The organism is Methanobrevibacter sp., from assembly GCF_030539665.1.
Lineage (GTDB): Archaea > Methanobacteriota > Methanobacteria > Methanobacteriales > Methanobacteriaceae > Methanocatella.
Genome location: NZ_JAUNXR010000004.1, coordinates 124,466 through 143,762 on the forward strand (window position 1 = coordinate 124,466; position 19,297 = coordinate 143,762).

Here is a 19,297-nt window from a genome sequence, read left to right on the forward strand (position 1 = left end):
TTAATCAGTAATATAAACATTGGTTTCCGGATTGAAAGGATTGACCCTCATTGTCAGGGAACTCATATAAGGATAGTGGTTATTTAGGAACTGCAAATACTTTATCCATTCATAGGTCAATCTGCAGTAAACTCTGTCAATGTCTCCAATTATATGTTCAAAGTCTGCGGTTCCCACCTGGTCCAAATCTCTTCTAAGTTCAAGTTCATCATCCAAATGGAACATTGCAAGCAAAAGGTTTGAAAAGCTGACCTTCTCGATGATGTTTGGATTCTCAAGGAGGTCTATTAGGAATGGACGCTTTCCCTTTAGAAGGTGCTGCAGGGTTCTTACGAATTGCTGAACTTCATTTTCCGGGATTTCTGGAGTGAAACTGACTCCGTTTGTTTTCAAATACTTGTATGCATGTTTGAAATCATCGTCATCCCATTTGTCAATGTTTTTTAGCTTTTTAATGATTTCTCCATTGTCGCTATTGACTCTGGATATCATTTCAAGAAGGTTGTTCCCGATTTCAGAGAAAAACACTCCTAAAATCATATCTAACTTGTCTAAAACTGCTTCTTTTTCTTTTTTCTCAATTATGCTTTCAATAACTAGCACAACAACCAATATGTCAATAGGTACAAATGCTGAATCGATCACTATGTAAAAGAATACCTTGTCAGGCTCGTTCAAAAAGAAAAATGCAAAACCATACAATAGGCATGAAACAATCAGAAGACCTATTCCAAATTTTATTTTCCAGTTAATTTTCATTTTATCATCTCTTTTTCGCGGTTATTACTGCAATAGGGTTTTCACTCATCATCATAATTCCACGATCAAGAACTCTTCCTTTTGAGATGTTCACTTCCATTATTTGAGGATTGTAGCCCAATTCTTTTAGTTTGTTTATAGCTTCAACCTTTGTATCCACCAATATGGCTGTTACTATTATTCTTCCCTTTGAATTTAGTCTGGAATCCAAAAGTTCAAGAATTTCCTCAAGTTTGCGGCCACTGCCTCCAACTATTGCAATGTCTATTCCATCAATGCTCTTCAAGGCATTTGCCCCATCATTGTTAATTAGGGTTACGTCCCCATCTATATTGAATTTCTTAAGGTTCTTTTTAGTAATCTTTATGGCTTCAGGATTGGTATCGATGGATATGACCCTCCCTGCACGCTGTGCAAATTCACATGTAAATCCTCCAGTTCCACATCCAACGTCTACAACAACATCATCGTTCTTAACATCGGATTTATAAAGAACGATAGCCCTTATGGCTTCTTTGCTAGGTCCTGGAACATCACAGGTTTTTATAAAATCAGAATCGTTTAACATTATTTCCACCTTTTGTAGATATCATTTTCAATTTTTAGGCTGTCCAATATCTTTCCCACTATAAAATCAATTTGATTGTCCACTGTTTCGCTTTCGCTGTAAAATGCAGGCATCGCCGGAAGGATTATTGCTCCCTCTTTTGATAGACTTAGCATGTTTTCAATGTGGACTGTTCTGAGGGGTGTTTCACGAGGAACAATAACTGTTCTTCTGCGTTCCTTTAAAGCCACATCAGCAACTCTTGTGATTGTATTGTCACTGTATCCATTGGCTATTGAGGATAGGCTTTTCATGGAGCATGGCACAACTACCAATCCATCAAATTTAAATGAACCGCTGTTTATTGAAGCGGTCAAATCATGAAACTCGTAATATTCATCTGCAAGGGATATTATCTCTTCTAGGGGTTCATTTGTTTCATGTTCTATTACGGTTTTTCCAGCGTCACTTATTACGAGGCCGGTTCTTACATTTAATTCATTTAAAGCCTTTAGCAGTCTTATTCCATAGACCACTCCACTGGCTCCTGTTATACCTACAATTATCATTTTTATCTCCTAGAATAGTTTTAGTTGGTCATAATGTATTCCATGATGCTTGTCCTTGTCGATTTCAGGCAAGTCAAGGAAATTGTTTATCTTGAACTTTTTGAATTTTTCCTTGTCCTCCTTAGGAACATATAAGCTGATATCTGGAATATTGAATCTGGCTTTACTTAAAGCACCTATAATGTTTGAAATCTCATTTAAGGGGTAGAGTTTTTTATCTACTGACACTTGGGTTTTCATTTCATCAAAACGTGGATATTCGGCTATATTGAGTATCACATAATCCTTATCTAAATTATAATATTCCGCAATTTCCTCTTCAGCTTTTCTAAGCTGATCTTGAGTAATCTTGTAAATCTTTTCAGGATTCTTAAAATTTTCCAATCTCATTGTAAATGCTCTTTTAAAAAAGTTCCTGTTGTCCAGTCTTGTGATTATGTCCTTGATAAAACCATCACTTTGTCTGCAGATACTGATGATGTCTGTATCGTCATATTTGTAGATTTCCTTCTCATTGATTGTGTTGTTGTCGATTAGCCTTTTTAGAATTCTTCTAAACATGGAATTTACAATTCTTGTGGTGTGATGTTGATAAACACTAGGATACATAAAATATCTTGATACTAAAGCTCCTTCCGCTGCTTGAACTCCTTTTAAATCTAATGTTAATGTTTTTTCAAGTTTAAGATTGGAAATCAATCGTTCATAATCGATTACTCCATATGCCACTCCTGTGTAATGGGAATCTCTCAGGAGATAGTCCATTCTATCGACATCCAGCTCACCTGAGACGATAGGGCCAAGGGATCCTTCCCCATTTATGATTTCTATTATTTTGTTGACATCATATTTTTCTTCCAGAACGTCCCTAATGGAAGTATTTTTAATTACATATTTGGTAAGCTCCTCATGGGGAAAGGAAAGCACTCCTTCAGATACGTGTGAAAATGGTCCATGTCCTAGATCATGTAATAATGCAGCCGTTTTTACAAGGCCAACGTCATCCTCTTCAAGTTCTAATTCTTCAGACAATCTTGAGGCAAGATACATTGTGCCTATTGAATGTTCGAATCTTGTATGGTTTGCACCTGGAAATATTAAATTTATAAGTCCTAGTTGTTTTATTCTTCTTAAACGTTGAAATGAAGGTTGATCCATTAAATTTGTTTCAAATTCATTAAAGCTAATATCTCCATAAACACTATCCCTAATAAATTTCTTTTTTTCACCCATTCTATCACACACTTTTTATTTGGCTAATTATTATTATATTATTTATCAATTAAGTGTTTTTATTAGTTATATTGAATATACTTTTCAATTGCTCTTACAAAATAGGAATTAAAAGGTTCATATAAAATTATTTTATAAAGTATTTAAATTATTAATTTATTTTTTAATACATATTAATTAATTTTATTTTAATTTTAATATTATCAATAAATTATTTTATATTAAAACCGTAAGAATAATTTATTATAAAATTTATAAATTAGTATATTATTAGATTTATTTAGTATAATGGGCGATAGTATGAAAGGAGCATCTATGTTTTCTAGTGCAGGAATTGCGGAAACTTATTTCAAGGAAGCGGGTATTGATATCTGTGTTGCTAATGAGTTAATTCCTAAACGTGCTAAATTTTATCAGGAAATGTATCCTGATTCTAATATGATTGTTGGAGATATAAGAGAAAGAGAGATAAAAGATGAATTTATAGAATCTATTGATGATGATGTAAAATTTTTAATAGCAACACCCCCATGCCAAGGTTTAAGTACATTAGGTATGAATAAACATTTGGATCAAATGCAATCCGATCCTAGGAATTATTTGGTTTTTGATATTTTGGATGTAATCGATAAGAAAGATTTTGATTATATTTTAATAGAGAATGTTTCTAGATTTTTGACAATGTATTTTCCATATAAAGATTCATTTTATAAATTAGAAGAAATATTAAAAGATTTGTATTCTGATAAGTATAATGTTGAAGCAGAGTTATTAAATGCGAAAGATTATGGTATTCCTCAAAGTAGGCCAAGAGCTATTATTAAAATGTTTAAAAAGGGTAAAAAGTGGGATTGGCCTGAAACTCAGAGTGAAATAACTTTAAAAGAAGCTATTGGCGATTTGCCAAGTTTAGAATCTGAAGAAATATCCTCATTAAAACATCATTATGCAAGAAAACATACAGAAAATCATATTAATTGGATGAAGCATACGCCAACAGGACATTCCGCTCATGAAAATAAAGAACATTTTCCAGTTAAAAAAAATGGGGAAAAGGTAAAGGGATTTAAATCTACTTACAAAAGAATGAGGTGGGATGCACCAGCACCTGCAGTTACTATGAGAAGTGATGCAATATCTTCTCAAGAAAATGTTCATCCGGGTCGTAAGTTGTCGGATGGGACTTATTCTGATGCAAGAGTGTTAACTCTTCGAGAATTATTCATTGTTTCTTCTTTACCTGAGGACTGGAATATTCCAGAATGGACTACTGATACATTTATGAGACAAATAATTGGTGAGGGTGTTCCTCCAGAATTATCATATAAAATTGTTAAAGGAATTGATCAAAATGATTAAAGGTGCATCTATGTTTTCTAGTGCAGGAATTGCGGAAACTTATTTCAAGGAAGCGGGTATTGATATCTGTGTTGCTAATGAGTTAATTCCTAAACGTGCTAAATTTTATCAGGAAATGTATCCTGATTCTAATATGATTGTTGGAGATATAAGAGAAAGAGAGATAAAAGATGAATTTATAGAATCTATTGATGATGATGTAAAATTTTTAATAGCAACACCCCCATGCCAAGGTTTAAGTACATTAGGTATGAATAAACATTTGGATCAAATGCAATCCGATCCTAGGAATTATTTGGTTTTTGATATTTTGGATGTAATCGATAAGAAAGATTTTGATTATATTTTAATAGAGAATGTTTCTAGATTTTTGACAATGTATTTTCCATATAAAGATTCATTTTATAAATTAGAAGAAATATTAAAAGATTTGTATTCTGATAAGTATAATGTTGAAGCAGAGTTATTAAATGCGAAAGATTATGGTATTCCTCAAAGTAGGCCAAGAGCTATTATTAAAATGTTTAAAAAGGGTAAAAAGTGGGATTGGCCTGAAACTCAGAGTGAAATAACTTTAAAAGAAGCTATTGGGGATTTGCCAAGTTTAGAATCTGGCGAGTCTTCTTCTTTAAAATTCCATAATGCTAAAACTCACAACGAAAGGGAAATTGAAGCTATGAAACATACTCCTGAGGGATGTAGCGCAATTAAAAATGAGATTTATTATCCTAAAAAAAAGGATGGTAGTAGAATTAAGGGTTTTCATAATACTTACAAAAGAATGAGGTGGGATGCACCAGCACCCGCAAGAACTATGAACAATGGAAATATAGGTTCGCACAATAATGTTCATCCTGGTCGTAAGTTGTCGGATGGGACTTATTCTGATGCACGGGTGTTAACTCTTCGGGAATTATTCATTGTTTCTTCTTTACCAGAAGAATGGAATGTTCCTGAATGGGCTACTGATAATTTCATAAGACAAATGGTTGGTGAAGCAATTCCTCCGAAACTATCTTTCCAAATTGTTAATTTAATGGAAAAGGAGTTTAATAATGATTGAATTAAATAGAACAAAAGAGAATAAATGGATATTGCAAAAAAATATTAGTTCTGGTAAATTATTTGAAACTTTTTTAGAAGCCATTGATTCTCAAAATAATTCTACAGATAAAAATAATTTAAAAGATTACTTATCCAAAAAAGATGTTTATAAAGGTAGAAGTGAGGAGGGAAGTTCAAATACTATGGGGGTACGTTTAAGTCAAGCTTGCTTTTATATGTTTGGTTATAAGAAATTTAATAAATTTTTTCCTTCTCCAATGACAAAATTATTTTTGGGTTCTAATAATGATATAAAACATTCTGAGAATATGTTGGTGAATTTGTTTTCAATGCAATTCCCTAGTCCTTACAGTAATACTTCTTCAAATTTTGAGATATATATTGGAAGATTATTTGTTCAATTGCTTTTAGATAAGCGATTAGATGAAAAACTTTATATTGATGAATGTATTTATTTTTTAATGTTTTTAGAGAACATTAATGAAGAATATTATTCAGAGTTAGTTGATAGTATATTGGAATATAGAAGTTTAAGTTATGATGAAAAATGGAATCTTTTTAAAGAAGTTCCTAATTATAATGAAGTTTTTGCAAATGCAACTCATGAAATGAATTACTATTTTATAAAAATTTTTCGTGAATTCGGAGTTTTTGATGTAATAGGAGATGCGTCCCATAATGATGGAAAAATTTTTGAATTTATTCATGGGAATTATAGTGCTATTCGTAAAGATGCTTATGCTCCTAGAAAAAAATATTCGGGTTATATTAAACTAAATGAAAATATTAAAAATCAAGCTATTATATTAATTAAGGAGAACCCATTATTTGAAAGAGTGTCTACGCAGGATACTTATTTGTCTAAAGATGAGTGGATAAGGGAATTATATGAATTTGCTCCATTAAAATATATTGAAACCATAATGGAAAGAAACGATGATAATATTGAAGTCATTGAAAATATAAAGTCAATGGTATATCATTCTAAATACGGATCACGTGATGGAAAATCATTTGAAAATAGTTTATTGCCTATTTTTGAAATGTTTCGGGAGAATAGAAGTGTAACACTTATTAGTGGTTCTGGAGATACTGATTTGTTATGTGTTATGGATAATAAAGATGATGAATTATACAAAATAAATGTTGATGCTAAAACTTCTAGAACATCAACTAATTCAATAACATCTACACGTATTCGAGATCATCTAGATAAAAATGGTTCCGAATATTGTATTATTGTCTCTCCTAGATTTGCTAAGGGAGTTAAAAGGGATATAAAAGATTTTAATATTGTGGTTGTTGAAGCTGAAACTTTAGCTCAATATTGTTTAAATTCATGTTTGTCATCAGAAGATAAATTGGCTGATTTTTCAATGATAAATGATTTAATCAAATCTAATATGGGGAATGATATTACTGTTCCTCTACAAGAGTTAATTGATAAAGAGTTTAATATGGCTTAATATTTTTTAAAAATTTAGTTATATTATTAAGTTTTATAACCTTTTTTATTTTTTTAATATTTTTTTTTATATATTTAATCATATTTTTTTCTTATTTTTATTCAATTGTTTAGATTTTTTTCACTTGCACCTTATTTTGTTTATTCATAAAATTTTTAACAAAACATTTATATACTATACTAATTAATTATTATATATCGGAAGGCGGATACCGACTTCCGTATGCCAGGAGATGATTTAGAAAGTTTAAAAAAATACCTTTCTATTTATTTATTATTACAAAATTTATGAGAAACGATTTATATGGATGTATTTAGCGCAGGTGACACAGCATGGGTGCTCATATGTACTATTTTAGTAATCATGATGAGCATTCCTGCTGTAGCCTTTTTCTATGGTGGATTAAGTAAAAGAAAAAACGTTTTAAACACAATGTTTTTAAGTTTTATTGCATTTGCAATATTTAGTGTAATTTGGGTAGTATTTGGTTATTCAGTGGCATTTGGCGAACCTTCCTTATGGGGATTCATAGGTCAGCCAGGAGATTTCTTCTTGCAGTCAATGGGTATTAACGATTTGAGTGGTTCAATACCTACAATATTGTTTGTTGTATTCCAGCTTGCATTTGCAGGTTTGACAGCAGCACTTGTTTCAGGTGGTCTTGTTGGAAGAATGAAAACAAAAGCATGGGTAATTTTCATTACTATTTGGGCTATTGTAGTTTACCTCCCTATCGCTCATTGGGTATGGGGTGGAGGATGGTTAATGAACATGGGTGCTCTTGATTTTGCAGGAGGTACCGTTGTTCACATCAACTCAGGTATTACAGCTCTTGCAGTAGCATTAGTTTTAGGTAAAAGAAAAGACATTTCATTGATTCCTCATAACTTAGGATATGCAGTTTTAGGTGCAGGTCTATTATGGGTAGGATGGATGGGATTCAACGGAGGATCCGGTCTTGGAGCTAATGGTCTTGCAGCAAACGCAATATTAGTATCAAACATTGCTGCAGCAATCGCATTAATCGTATGGTGTATATTGGATACCATAATTGTAGGAAAACCAACAGTATTAGGTGCAATATCTGGTGGAGTTGCAGGTTTAGTAGCAATCACTCCGGCAGCAGGATTTGTAGATGTTCCAGGAGCATTAGTAATTGGTGCAGTAGCTCCATTCGTATCCTACTTTGCAATTTATTACTTAAAACCAAAACTTGGTTACGACGATGCTTTGGATGTATTCGGAATTCACGGTATGTCTGGTATATGGGGAGCTATCGCAACAGGTATCTTTGCAGCACCAGCTATTAATGAAGCAGCAGGATTATTATATGGAAATCCTGGTCAAGTATGGGTTCAAATAGTAAGTGTAGTAGCTACATTGGTATACTCATTCGTAATAAGTTATGTTCTTGCTAAAATCCTTGACAAAGCATTGGACGGTATTAGAGTTAAAGACAGTGAAGAAATCACTGGTTTGGATACCAATCTTCACGAAGAATCTGCATACAACTTTAACTAGGGGTGTTAATTATGAAAAGTGTAGTAGCAATTATCAGACAAGAAAAATATCCTGATGTAAAAAATGCCCTTACAGCAATTGGCTGTGAAGGTATGAACGTCTCTGAAGTAAAAGGAAGAGGAAGTCAAAAAGGTATTAAAGAATCCTACAGGGGATCCAGCTATTGTATTGATTTAATTCCAAAAACACGTATTGAAATAATTGTAAAGGACGAAGGTGTTGACACAATTGTAAATGCAATTATTGAAGGTGCAAAAACAGGAAACATTGGTGATGGTAAGATATTCATCTACCCAGTTGACAATGTTATCAGAATAAGAACTGGTGAAGAAGGAGATGGTGCTGTCTAAGCCCCATCCATATAACTCTTTTTTTTTTAAAAAATCTTTTTTTTCCTAATAAGATTTTACAACTCCGTAGATATCTGATATATCTACCCATGTTGTAATTCCTTTTGTTTCATAAACAATTCCGTTTATTTCCTCATATTCGACTTTTTTATTGTCACTTACAAGATAAACCTGTTTTCCGTCTATTTGTCCAACTCTTTTTACTATGGTACCATATTCAGGACTTTCAGCTACAACAATATCATTTACGGAAATGTCTTTGGTTTTTTCCACAATGATTGTTTGGCCATCTTGAAGCGTAGGAACCATTGATGTCCCTTCAACATTGAAGTTAACTGGTAGAACGTCATTGCCCAATTCGGAATTAATGTTTACATTGAGATTTTCAATTCCGTTTCTTAAACCTATTTCATGAATTCCTTCTTTTACAGTTGTCAGGTTACTATCAACATTATTTAATTGGGTTGATACGTAATGACATATTTCCTCTTCCAATGCATCCTGATTAGGAACGGGAAAATTCATAGAACAGGAAACGGAATTGTTTTCAACATAAACGTTGGCAGTAGGCTGACTAAAATCTTCAAGATAGACCAATCCGGCAATAGCTACAATAAAAATAATAAAAATAGTTAAGACAAAACTTTTTGAAAGTCTAGCCATATTCACAACCTATTGTTCAATCGGTAAATCCATATTCAATAATGCTTTCATTGTTTCAATATCGATTTGTCCAGGAGCAGTCACGTCAGTTCCTGCAGCAAAAGTAATCGGTGAATTGAATTTGGAAGCCATCACCCTTGTATAACTGCCCAATTCACTCATTGAAATGGCTATTGTATCTTTATAGTGAGATAGTATAGCCAGTATTTTCATGGTGTCTTCAAGATCGTTAGGCATGAAAGCTACTTTTGCAATATCTCCAATGCTTTTCTCTTTTTCCACGATATAGTATATTTCATCAAGCTCTGGAGTCTTTTCAAAATCATGATAGGACACAATCAAGTCAGCATTGTAGTCTTTAAGTTCATTTATATACTTGTCATCGGTTTGCAATTCCACATCAACATATTCAACTAAATCTGCACATCCTTTTAAAATATCTATTCTTTCTTCTTCACTGCCCTTAAATGATCCACCTTCAGTACTTATCCTGTTGGTTACAATCATTGGGAAATTAATCTCATTGATTGTATTGGTAATGTCACTTAAAACAGGGTCTTTAAGCCCATCAACTCTAAACTCTAGAATATCTGCGCCTTTTTTTATACAATCTTCAGCTATGGTTATAACCTTGTCTGTACTTTTTTGAAATATTGGTATTGCGATTTTAGTTTGAGAATACATTTTTCACCCTTAATATGTAATTTGACAATAATTATTTATTAATTTTTTTAAAATCAACAATAGATAAAAAATGTAAATTATATGATAATTATTTATTAATTTTAAATAGTAGGGGATAAAAAATGTAACTTATATAATAAAGTTTTTATAAATACTAATATAATATAAATTGTAGATTTTGAATTGATATAATTATTTGGATAACTATGAAAAAGATAAGTTTTGCAGAAATTAGTATTTTTATTGTTAACAGAATATTCAACTGGCGTTTTAGGATAGCTAGGTTAACAAAACAGTCTAAAATTATGAATAAAATCATCAAAAAGCTTTTGTTTGAAGATGATGAAATTGTTTTTGTTCCTAACACAATTGAAGTTAACAAAAAAATAGAATCCTCAGGATCAGAATTTTTACCTACTGGCGTTTTAAAAGAGGTTATTAAAAAAACAGACGATATAGTTATTATGGATAGTTGTCTTTGCAGATCATCTAGTGGCTGTGAAGATTATCCTCAGGATCTTGGATGTATTTTCTTAGGGCCTACTACAAAAAAGATTCCAAGAGCAATATGTCATGAGGCAACTGTGGAAGAGGCTTTAGAACATGTTGATGAAGCGGATGCCGCTGGTTTAACTCACATGATTGGAAAAAATAAGATAGATTCAGTTTGGATGAATGTAGGGCCTCGTGATGGACTTCTTACAATCTGTCATTGTTGTCCTTGCTGCTGCCTATGGAAAGTAATTCCTGATTTGAACGATGAAATAACCGATAAGATAGAGCCTTTGGAAGGAGTTTCAATTAATTTTGATGAAGATAAGTGCATCAATTGTGGGGCTTGCTTAAAGGATACTTGCATGGCCGATGCCATATCTTTAAAGGATGGCAGGATTGTCATTGACAAGGATTTGTGTGTCGGTTGCGGATTATGTGCTAATAAATGCAAACCTAAAGCAATCACAATCTCATTCACTGACGAGTCAGTTAAAAGCGTTGCTGATAGGATGTACAGCTTGATTAAATATTAAGCTCTTTTTTTCCAAGCTGTAACTCAATATTTTCACAGGTCAATAGATTTGAAAAAATGCTACAATTTATCAAAAAAGCCCATTTTTTTCTTAATATTTAAATAAATTGATGTATATAGTATATATTAATAAAATTTTAATAATTTTATATTTTTATAATTAAAAATTAAAGGGTGTTATTTTGAAAATTACATCTATTGGTGCGGACATATCAAAAAACGACGTGTCATGCAGCAATTCTTTAGTAAAAAACATTGAAGCAGATATTTATAAGTTAAAAACATTAGGTGCTGTCGGTGCAGCTTTAACAAATGTCACTGGAGATGATGTTGTAATATCTGCATTTGTTGAAGATGATTTACTTGAAACTGTTAATGCCGGAATTGTTAATATATTAAAAGACAATGCAGAAAATTACGGTGACTTAAGTGGAATTTCTCAAGATCCAGATACTGCTGGGGAAGGAATTTCCTATGCTGAAGCAAATATTCGTGAAGATAGATATCCTGATGCAATCGTTTTGGGTTTTGATACTTATGGTGGTGAATCATTTGTAGGTAAGGCAGCCAATTCTGCAATTAAAGCAGCCAGAAATATGGATGATGTGACTGATGTTTCAGATTTGATTGAAGAAAAATCTAGAAAAATACCTGGTGTAGGATATGTTTCTCCAGAAACTGATGATCCGGTTATTGTTGCAACTATTGAAGACATAGAGTCAGTAGGTGTTGTTGCAGGTGCAATGATTGGTGCTGCACTTGGAAATAAGAATACATATTTGGTTGAAAGAGGCAGTGTATGTAATGTACTTCCGGGAAGCGTTATTTTTTCAGCTACTGCTTTTATGAATGGAAATGTTATTGATTTAGCTGTTCCGTTCCAGAATAAAACAAGAATATTAAAATAAGGAGTGAAGTTTATGATTTTATTGGATAAGGATACTAAATGTTTAGTTCAAGGAATTACTGGTAAGCAAGGTTCATTCCATACTGAACAAATGTTGGATTATGATACAAATATCGTAGCAGGTGTAACTCCAGGAAAAGGTGGTCAATCCTTTATGGGAGTTCCTATTTTTAATTCAATCGAGGAAGTAAAAGAAGAAGTGGACGTTAACGCTTCTATCATATTTGTTCCTGCAAAATTTGCAAAGGATGCGGCTTTTGAATCAATTAGAAATTTGGAATTGGTTGTTATTATTTCTGAACATATTCCTGTTCACGATTCTATGGAAATTATGAGTTATGCTGAAAAGATGGGTACTACAGTAATAGGGCCTAACACTCCTGGAATAATTTCACCAGGTATAGGCAAATTAGGAATCATGCCTACTCATATTTTTGAAAAAGGTAATGTTGGTGTTATTTCCAGAAGCGGAACTTTAACCTATGAGGTAGCTAGTCAACTTACCCGTGCAGGCATTGGTCAAAGTACCTGTGTGGGAATCGGCGGGGATCCTGTTATCGGTACTAACTACATCGATGTTCTTAAAAGATTCGAAAAAGATGATGAAACCGACGCAATAGTATTGATTGGTGAAATCGGTGGAAATGCAGAGGAAAAGGCTGCTGAATATATCAAAAATAATATTTCAAAACCTGTGGTTTCATATATTGCAGGTATGACTGCACCACCAGGTAAAAGAATGGGTCATGCAGGTGCTATCATTCAAGGTAATTCTGGAACAGCTAAAAGTAAAATCAATGCATTGTCTGAAGCTGGTGTAAAGGTAGCTACCATGCCATCAGAAATCAGCAAACTTGTCAGAGAATCAATCTAATGTGGAAACATGAATTCTGAAGAGATTATTAACAAACTGTTAAACAATGAGATGAGACTGTATGAAATTGAAAAACATGTCTCTGTAAAAGAAGCTACCGATATTAGAAGAGCATTCATTGAACAATACAGTGATGTTAAATTAGACAATATTGGTAATTATAGTCTGGATATTGAAAAGGCATCTAAAAGGAATATTGAAAATCCAATCGGAGTGCTTCAAATTCCAATGGGAGTGGCAGGACCTTTAAAAATCAATGGTGAACACTGCAATCGTGAAGTGATGGTTCCGTTAGCTACCTCAGAAGGAGCACTTGTGGCGTCAATAAATAGGGGAGCATCTACAATTACAGCATCTGGAGGAGCTAATGCTCGTGTTATTTCAGATGTCATGACCAGAGCTCCAGCCATTAAAACAGACAATGTAGCAGATGCCTTAAAAATAAAACAATGGTTCGAAAATAATTTCTCAAAATTAAAGGAAATAGCTGAATCAACAACATCTCATGGAAAACTGATAAAGATAGACCCTATTCTAATAGTTGGAAACTATGTCTATCCTCGTTTTGTCTACTCAACCGGCGACAGCATGGGGATGAATATGGTCACAATAGCCACCGAGAAAATATTGGATGAAATGACAAAGGAAACCAGTGCCATCCATATTGCATTAAGTGGTAACGTTTGTGTTGACAAGAAGGCAGCTGCAATAAACATTATTGAAGGAAGGGGAAAAACAGTAGTTGCAGATATCTTAATCCCGGAGGAAATAGTAAACAAAAAACTCAAAACAACCGCAGAAGGCATTGTTGAGGTTAACACAGTTAAAAACCTAATAGGATCTGCAGCTGCTGGAAGCATGGCGTTCAACGCCCATTATGCCAATATGGTTGCAGCAATATTTTTAGCAACAGGTCAAGATGCGGCTCATGTTGTTGAAGGTTCCTTGGGAATCACAACAGCTGAAAATCGTGATGGGGATTTATATTTTTCAGTAAACCTGCCAGACCTTCCAATAGCTACTGTAGGTGGAGGAACATCCATAGAAACAGCTAATGAAGGTTTGAACATTTTAGGTGTTGCAGGATCAAATAAGGCTTTGGAGCTTGCTGAAATTGTAGCAAGTACAGTTCTTGCAGGAGAATTGTCATTACTTGCAGCATTGTCAGCAGGACATCTTGCAAGAGCTCATCAGGAATTGGGAAGGGGTTAATTTGTTTGAAGATGAATTTGATGAATTGCTATATCCGGAACTCACCCTTGAAACCGATGATATCTTGATGAATTTGACCATAAAAAAAGATTATTCATCATTTCAAAATGTTGAAGATAGAAAAAAAGAATTTATAAAAGATTTGGAGCTTTTTATTAAAGAATTCAATGAATCTCCAGAATCTCTTGAATTTTTCAGATATTATGACGATTAATATCTTCCTTTTAATTTTATTTTTTTGAATTCATTATTTTTAGCAGACTTTTCATATCCACTTTTGTTTCAAAGCAGCCTGTTGTTTTGAGCAATGCTCCTTGAGGATGAAAGTCAGACAAAAGCATCATTATCTGGTTCAAATCAGATTTGCAGGCAACTCCAATAACGGACTTGAACTTCTTTTCCTTGGCTATTTTTTTAACGAAGCTTGAACCTGGCACGATATATATTTTATACCCTAATTCTATTCCTTTCTTTTGAATGGCTCCAATGGAACATTTTCCGCATTCGGTACAAATGAGGCCGGTTTCCTGGAGCAAAGCTTCACAATCCCTATGTCTTAGGCAATGAGGTAGGAAAATTAAGGTTTCCTCTGCTGGAATTTCACTAAATTTTTCCTTGTTTACTCTATTTCTGGCTTCTATTCCTATTGTATCGACGATGGTTTCATCTTTTTTAAAGATTTTCAATACCTTTTTTATGGGGGTGTACAGCAAATCAATTAGGAACACAATTGTCTTTGGAAAAATCAGTATGTTTTTTTTAAGAAGTATCAAACCTAAAATCAGCACGATCGCTATTAGGATAGCTATTAGAATAAGCAGGCTAACCACAAGCTGTCCTAAGAACTGATAAAATGTTTCAATCATAGAATAACCTAAAATTTTTCAATGGTATATTTTGCATCCCTATTTAATTCAATTCCTGTGGATGTCTTTTTAATTTCCAAGTCATGAAGCTCATGGGTTGTGCATAAAACGGTTTGTTCCGGATGGGTTCCTGGAGTAATGTTGCAGTTAAGGTTAACAACATCCCCAACGGAAACGACGGTTGATAATCTTTTTGTAGAGGGGTGGTTTTTATTGAGGATAACCAAAGGTGAATCTTCCTCTCTTGTCAGATAGGCCAGAGCACGTATTGATTTTTTATTGCCTTTTAAAGAAGAAACAGCTATTATGTCATCTTTTTCAAGAACCTGAACTATTTCTTCCTCTTGTGTAGCTATGAATTGCATTTTGTTTTCTTTAGCTACCTTTACAATACCAACAACGCCGATTTCTGATTCTAAAAAGAGAATCTCATCATCTTTTAAGTCAATCTTCAATAAAATCCCTCATGATTGAAACTATTCCTTGCACTCCACATTGTCACTTTGACATGAAGGGCATATTACTCTTTTTCCAATACTTTTAAACTCGTTTCCACAAGCTAAACATCTATATCTTTTTGTCTTTAATTTTTTCAAATCAAAATCGCCCATTGGGCCTCCGGTAGAACACATTTTATCACCTATACCTAATTTTTATAATTAATATTATAAAATTATTATTGTATTGGGCAATTCATACAAAAACTTTATATATGAGAACTTATTACTAATTACTATACATCTTTAGGAGGATGAAAAAATGGTAAAATTTAGTGAAGATATTGAAAATCAAGTATTGGAAATCTTAAAAAAACACGAATATGCTGACAAATCAGAAGTATTAGATTACGATATTTTAGGCGATGAAGTTATTTTTGCTGTCAGTATTAACAATAGTGAAAAAATCCCAATCGATGATTTACAAAAAATTGCAGAAATCATTGGTGGATGCTTCGAATACATTACTGTTGTAAACGAACAATACAGATTCTACTACACTTACAGTGATGATTGTGTTTGTGATATGTAATTAAACATATCTTATTTTTTTATTTTTATTAATTATTATTCAAAACTATTTTTCTAAAATAACTATTTAAGTATTAAAATACATATTATTTATTATTAATATTATTAATTTAGGTGTATTTATATGAAAGCAGATGCATTAAAAATTGCAGATGGTGTTTACTGGGTCGGTGTATTAGACTGGGATCTTAGAGACTACCATGGATATATATTAGATGGAACAACCTACAACTGTTATTTAGTTTTTGGTGAAGATAAAGTAGCTTTAATAGACAACGTTTACCCTGGTCAAGGTGCTCAATTATGGGGTAGAGTAAAAGATGCTTTTGAACAAGAAGGAAGAGAATTTAACATTGATGTAATCATTCAAAACCATATTGAAAATGACCACTCAGGAACTCTTGTTGAATTTGTTAAAAAATTCCCTGATGCAGAAGTCTACTGTTCAAACATGGCTGTAAACGGTTTAAAAAGTCATTTGCCATACTTAAAAGACTTTGATTTCAAAACCGTAAAAACAGGAGATCAAGTCGATTTAGGTGGAAAGACTTTAGCATTTGTTGAAGCTCCAATGCTTCACTGGCCGGACAGCATGTTCACTATGATCATGGAAGATGGAATCTTATGTTCCAATGATGCATTTGGTCAACATATCTGTGTAAGCGAAAGATATGATTATGAAATCGATGAAGCAGTTTTAATGAGACACGCTCAAAAATTCTACGCTAATTTAATTACTCCATCTTCAATGATGTACAGAAACAAATTAAAAGAATTGGAAGACTTAGGATTACTCGAGCAAGTTAAAATGATTGCTCCTTCTCACGGTCAAATCTTAACCGAACCTGGAAAGATTATTGAAAAATACAATGAATGGGCTAATGGAGAATGTAAAGATAAAGTAACATTTGTTTATGATACAATGCATCATTCAACTCCAAAAATGGCTCAGGCTATGGCAGAAGGACTCATGTCTGAAGGAATCGAAGTTAAAATGTACTACATCCATGAAGATGAAAGATGTAACGTTGTAACCGATATTTTAGATTCCAAAGCTGTTTGTTTCGGTTCTCCAACCATGATGAACAACCCTTATCCAAGTCTTGGAGACATTGTTTACTATTTAACAGCTCTTAACTTTAAAGCAACCGGATATACTAAAAAAGCAGTATGCTTCGGTTCCAAAGGTTGGGGTGGAGGAGCTAACAGAAAACTTGATGCTGATTTAACTGCAGCCGGTTTTGAAGTCCTCGAACAATATGATACTACTTACATTCCAACTGAAGAAGTTTTAGACCATTGCTATGAAATGGGTAAAAACTTAGCAAAAGAAATTAAAGACGAATAATTCTTTTAAACTCATATTCTTATGAGTTTCTATTTTTTTTTATTTTATTTTCCGTAACTTTTTTATATAACCTTAAACTCATTTATTATTGTTGAATAATTTAATTAATTTAAGGTGATATAATGGCAAATCAACCAATATTCATTTTACCACAAAGTACTGAAAGGTATTCTGGTAGGGATGCTTTAAGAATGAATATTACTGCTGCTAAAATTTTAGAAAATATTGTAAGAACAACCCTCGGTCCAAAAGGAATGGACAAAATGTTAGTTGACTCTATGGGGGACGTTACAGTAACTAATGATGGTGCAACCATTTTAAGAGAAATGGATATTGCACAACCTGCAGCTAGAATGCTTGTAGAAATTGCTAAAAAGCAAGAAGATATTGTTGGAGATGGAACTACTTCTGTTGTTGTAATTGCAGGAGAATTATTACAAAAAGCTCAAAACTTATTAGAGGATGGAATAGCTACTTCTGTTGTCGTTAGAGGATTTAGAAATGCTTCAGCAAAAGCACTTGAAATTTTAAATAACATTTCTGTTGACGCAAGAGACAAGGACACTCTTAAAAAGGTAGCTATGACTGCTATGACCGGTAAAGGTTCTGATTTTGCTAAGGAACACTTGGCTGACTTAGTTGTAGATGCTGCTTTAAGAATAGAGGAAGATGGAAAAGTGGATAAGGACAGCATCAACATCCAAAGGATATCTGGAGATTCTGTAGAAGATTCATTCTTAGCTGAAGGAATCATAATGGATAAAACTCCTGTTTCTAAAAACATGTCCAGAGATATTAAGGATGCTAAAGTTGCACTTATCAAATATCCTATTCAATTAAAAGAAATCACAACCGATGCTAAAATAGACATAACCAGTCCTGATCAATTTGAGGCTTTCTTAAATAATGAGGAAGAAATGATTAAGGATTTAGTGGATAAGGTTGTTGAATCCGGTGCTAATGTCTTATTCTGTCAAAAAGGAATTGACGACATGGCAGAACATTATTTAAATAAAGCTGGAATTGTAGCTTACAAACGTGTTAAAAAATCCGATATGGAAAGACTTAACAAGGCTACTGGAGCAAAAATCGTAACTGATATTGAAGACTTAACTCCTGAAGTTTTAGGTTCTGCAGGCCATATTTATGTTGAAAAGATCTTTGATCATGAATTGACTTTCATTGAAGAATGTGGAAATCCAAAGGCTACTTCAATCGTATTGAGGGGAAGTACTCGTTATGTAACTGAACAAATCAGCAGGGCATTAGATGATGCTTTAGGTGTAGTTGCAGCTACTATTGAAGACGGAAAAGTTCTTATTGGTGGAGGAGCTACTGAAATCGAACTTGTAAAACAATTAAGAGATTACGGTGATTCTGTAATGGGAAGGGAACAATTAGCTATTTTGGCTTATGCCGAAGCTTTGGAAATCATTCCAAGAACCTTGATTGAAAATGCAGGTTTAGACACAATCAATCTTATTGCAGACTTAAAAGCTGCTCATGAAGAATCTCCAGCAATGGGAATCAATGTATTCACAGGAAAAATAGTTGATATGAAAGAGGAAGGAGTATTGGAACCTTTAAAAGTTAAAATACAAGCTCTTCAAGCATCCACAGAAGCTGCTGAAATGATTTTACGTATTGATGATATGATTGCAGCTAAAAACGGATTAAATTCAACTGGTCCTGACGAATCAGGAAATGATAACAGTGGCATGCCACCAATGCCTCCAGCTCCTGGAATGGGTGGAATGCCTCCAATGATGTAAGAATATTTTTTCTTACTTTTTTTTCTTTTTTTTTTATTTATTGTTTC

Annotated in this window: 22 protein-coding genes; 13 read left to right on the forward strand and 9 right to left on the reverse strand. The window is 33.1% G+C overall.

Annotated elements, in window-relative coordinates; translation table 11 throughout:
- The 4 genes from Q4P18_RS06215 to Q4P18_RS06230 are packed head-to-tail and all read right to left on the reverse strand — an operon-like array spanning position 1 to position 3,108.
- Positions 1-759 (reverse strand): hypothetical protein, encoded by a 759-nt coding sequence (locus Q4P18_RS06215; RefSeq protein WP_303336860.1) that lies wholly within the window; start codon positions 757-759, stop codon positions 1-3.
- Between the two features lie 4 nt (positions 760-763).
- Positions 764-1,327, reverse strand: a complete 564-nt coding sequence (gene cbiT, locus Q4P18_RS06220; RefSeq protein WP_303336863.1) for a precorrin-6Y C5,15-methyltransferase (decarboxylating) subunit CbiT — start codon at positions 1,325-1,327, stop codon at positions 764-766.
- Positions 1,327-1,875, reverse strand: coding sequence for a UbiX family flavin prenyltransferase (locus tag Q4P18_RS06225; protein WP_303336866.1), 549 nt, complete (start codon positions 1,873-1,875; stop codon positions 1,327-1,329). Before Q4P18_RS06225 ends, cbiT begins: the two co-directional genes overlap by 1 nt.
- Positions 1,876-1,884: 9 nt before the next feature.
- On the reverse strand, positions 1,885-3,108 hold the full coding sequence (locus Q4P18_RS06230; RefSeq protein ID WP_303336869.1) for an HD domain-containing protein: 1,224 nt from the start codon (positions 3,106-3,108) through the stop codon (positions 1,885-1,887).
- 300 nt (positions 3,109-3,408) lie between these two features.
- On the opposite strand from Q4P18_RS06230, the gene Q4P18_RS06235 reads away from it, so the two are divergent.
- From Q4P18_RS06235 to Q4P18_RS06255, 5 genes are all read left to right on the forward strand, one after another.
- The gene (locus Q4P18_RS06235; RefSeq protein ID WP_303336871.1) at positions 3,409-4,467 is read left to right on the forward strand and encodes a DNA cytosine methyltransferase; all 1,059 of its coding nucleotides are present in this window, start codon (positions 3,409-3,411) and stop codon (positions 4,465-4,467) included.
- Positions 4,468-4,477: 10 nt separating this feature from the next.
- On the forward strand, positions 4,478-5,530 hold the full coding sequence (locus tag Q4P18_RS06240) for a DNA cytosine methyltransferase (RefSeq protein ID WP_303336874.1): 1,053 nt from the start codon (positions 4,478-4,480) through the stop codon (positions 5,528-5,530).
- Positions 5,523-6,998: a hypothetical protein gene (locus tag Q4P18_RS06245; RefSeq protein WP_303336876.1), complete on the forward strand. Its 1,476-nt coding sequence runs from the start codon at positions 5,523-5,525 to the stop codon at positions 6,996-6,998. Before Q4P18_RS06240 ends, Q4P18_RS06245 begins: the two co-directional genes overlap by 8 nt.
- 303 nt (positions 6,999-7,301) lie before the next feature.
- Positions 7,302-8,519, forward strand: coding sequence for an ammonium transporter (locus tag Q4P18_RS06250; RefSeq protein ID WP_303336879.1), 1,218 nt, complete (start codon positions 7,302-7,304; stop codon positions 8,517-8,519).
- 11 nt (positions 8,520-8,530) lie between these two features.
- Complete coding sequence (locus Q4P18_RS06255; protein WP_303336881.1) at positions 8,531-8,869, forward strand: P-II family nitrogen regulator; 339 nt, start codon at positions 8,531-8,533, stop codon at positions 8,867-8,869.
- Between the two features lie 45 nt (positions 8,870-8,914).
- On the opposite strand, the gene Q4P18_RS06260 is transcribed toward Q4P18_RS06255, so the two are convergent.
- Positions 8,915-9,532, reverse strand: a complete 618-nt coding sequence (locus tag Q4P18_RS06260) for a S24/S26 family peptidase (protein WP_303336884.1) — start codon at positions 9,530-9,532, stop codon at positions 8,915-8,917.
- A 9-nt stretch (positions 9,533-9,541) separates the two neighbouring features.
- Entirely contained in the window at positions 9,542-10,216 is a 675-nt protein-coding gene (gene aroD, locus Q4P18_RS06265; RefSeq protein WP_303336887.1) for a type I 3-dehydroquinate dehydratase, read from the reverse strand.
- A gap of 206 nt (positions 10,217-10,422) precedes the next feature.
- Between aroD and Q4P18_RS06270 the strand changes: the two genes are divergently transcribed.
- The 5 genes from Q4P18_RS06270 (at position 10,423) to Q4P18_RS06290 (ending at position 14,450) form a co-directional block, all read left to right on the forward strand.
- The gene (locus tag Q4P18_RS06270; RefSeq protein WP_303336890.1) at positions 10,423-11,244 is read left to right on the forward strand and encodes a 4Fe-4S binding protein; all 822 of its coding nucleotides are present in this window, start codon (positions 10,423-10,425) and stop codon (positions 11,242-11,244) included.
- A 181-nt stretch (positions 11,245-11,425) separates the two neighbouring features.
- A complete protein-coding gene (locus Q4P18_RS06275; protein WP_303336893.1) occupies positions 11,426-12,151 on the forward strand; it encodes a hypothetical protein in 726 nt (241 codons plus the stop codon).
- A 12-nt stretch (positions 12,152-12,163) separates the two neighbouring features.
- A complete protein-coding gene (sucD, locus tag Q4P18_RS06280; RefSeq protein ID WP_303336895.1) occupies positions 12,164-13,024 on the forward strand; it encodes a succinate--CoA ligase subunit alpha in 861 nt (286 codons plus the stop codon).
- A 9-nt stretch (positions 13,025-13,033) separates the two neighbouring features.
- Entirely contained in the window at positions 13,034-14,236 is a 1,203-nt protein-coding gene (hmgA, locus tag Q4P18_RS06285; RefSeq protein WP_303336899.1) for a hydroxymethylglutaryl-CoA reductase (NADPH), read from the forward strand.
- Between the two features lies 1 nt (position 14,237).
- Positions 14,238-14,450, forward strand: coding sequence for a hypothetical protein (locus tag Q4P18_RS06290; RefSeq protein ID WP_303336901.1), 213 nt, complete (start codon positions 14,238-14,240; stop codon positions 14,448-14,450).
- 16 nt (positions 14,451-14,466) lie between these two features.
- On the opposite strand, the gene Q4P18_RS06295 is transcribed toward Q4P18_RS06290, so the two are convergent.
- The 3 genes from Q4P18_RS06295 to Q4P18_RS06305 are packed head-to-tail and all read right to left on the reverse strand — an operon-like array spanning position 14,467 to position 15,734.
- Positions 14,467-15,102 carry a DUF116 domain-containing protein gene (locus Q4P18_RS06295; RefSeq protein WP_303336903.1) on the reverse strand — a complete coding sequence of 212 codons (636 nt, stop codon included), beginning with the start codon at positions 15,100-15,102 and terminating at the stop codon, positions 14,467-14,469.
- Positions 15,103-15,110: 8 nt separating this feature from the next.
- Entirely contained in the window at positions 15,111-15,557 is a 447-nt protein-coding gene (locus tag Q4P18_RS06300) for a hypothetical protein (RefSeq protein WP_303336906.1), read from the reverse strand.
- Between the two features lie 21 nt (positions 15,558-15,578).
- Positions 15,579-15,734 carry a hypothetical protein gene (locus Q4P18_RS06305; RefSeq protein ID WP_303336910.1) on the reverse strand — a complete coding sequence of 52 codons (156 nt, stop codon included), beginning with the start codon at positions 15,732-15,734 and terminating at the stop codon, positions 15,579-15,581.
- Positions 15,735-15,861: 127 nt separating this feature from the next.
- Here Q4P18_RS06305 and Q4P18_RS06310 point away from each other — a divergent pair, with 127 nt between their 5' ends.
- From Q4P18_RS06310 to thsA, 3 genes are all read left to right on the forward strand, one after another.
- Complete coding sequence (locus tag Q4P18_RS06310) at positions 15,862-16,131, forward strand: hypothetical protein (protein ID WP_303336913.1); 270 nt, start codon at positions 15,862-15,864, stop codon at positions 16,129-16,131.
- 123 nt (positions 16,132-16,254) lie between these two features.
- The gene (locus Q4P18_RS06315) at positions 16,255-17,478 is read left to right on the forward strand and encodes an FprA family A-type flavoprotein (RefSeq protein ID WP_303336915.1); all 1,224 of its coding nucleotides are present in this window, start codon (positions 16,255-16,257) and stop codon (positions 17,476-17,478) included.
- A gap of 119 nt (positions 17,479-17,597) precedes the next feature.
- Positions 17,598-19,250 carry a thermosome subunit alpha gene (thsA, locus tag Q4P18_RS06320; RefSeq protein ID WP_303337232.1) on the forward strand — a complete coding sequence of 551 codons (1,653 nt, stop codon included), beginning with the start codon at positions 17,598-17,600 and terminating at the stop codon, positions 19,248-19,250.
- Positions 19,251-19,297: the final 47 nt, after the last annotated feature.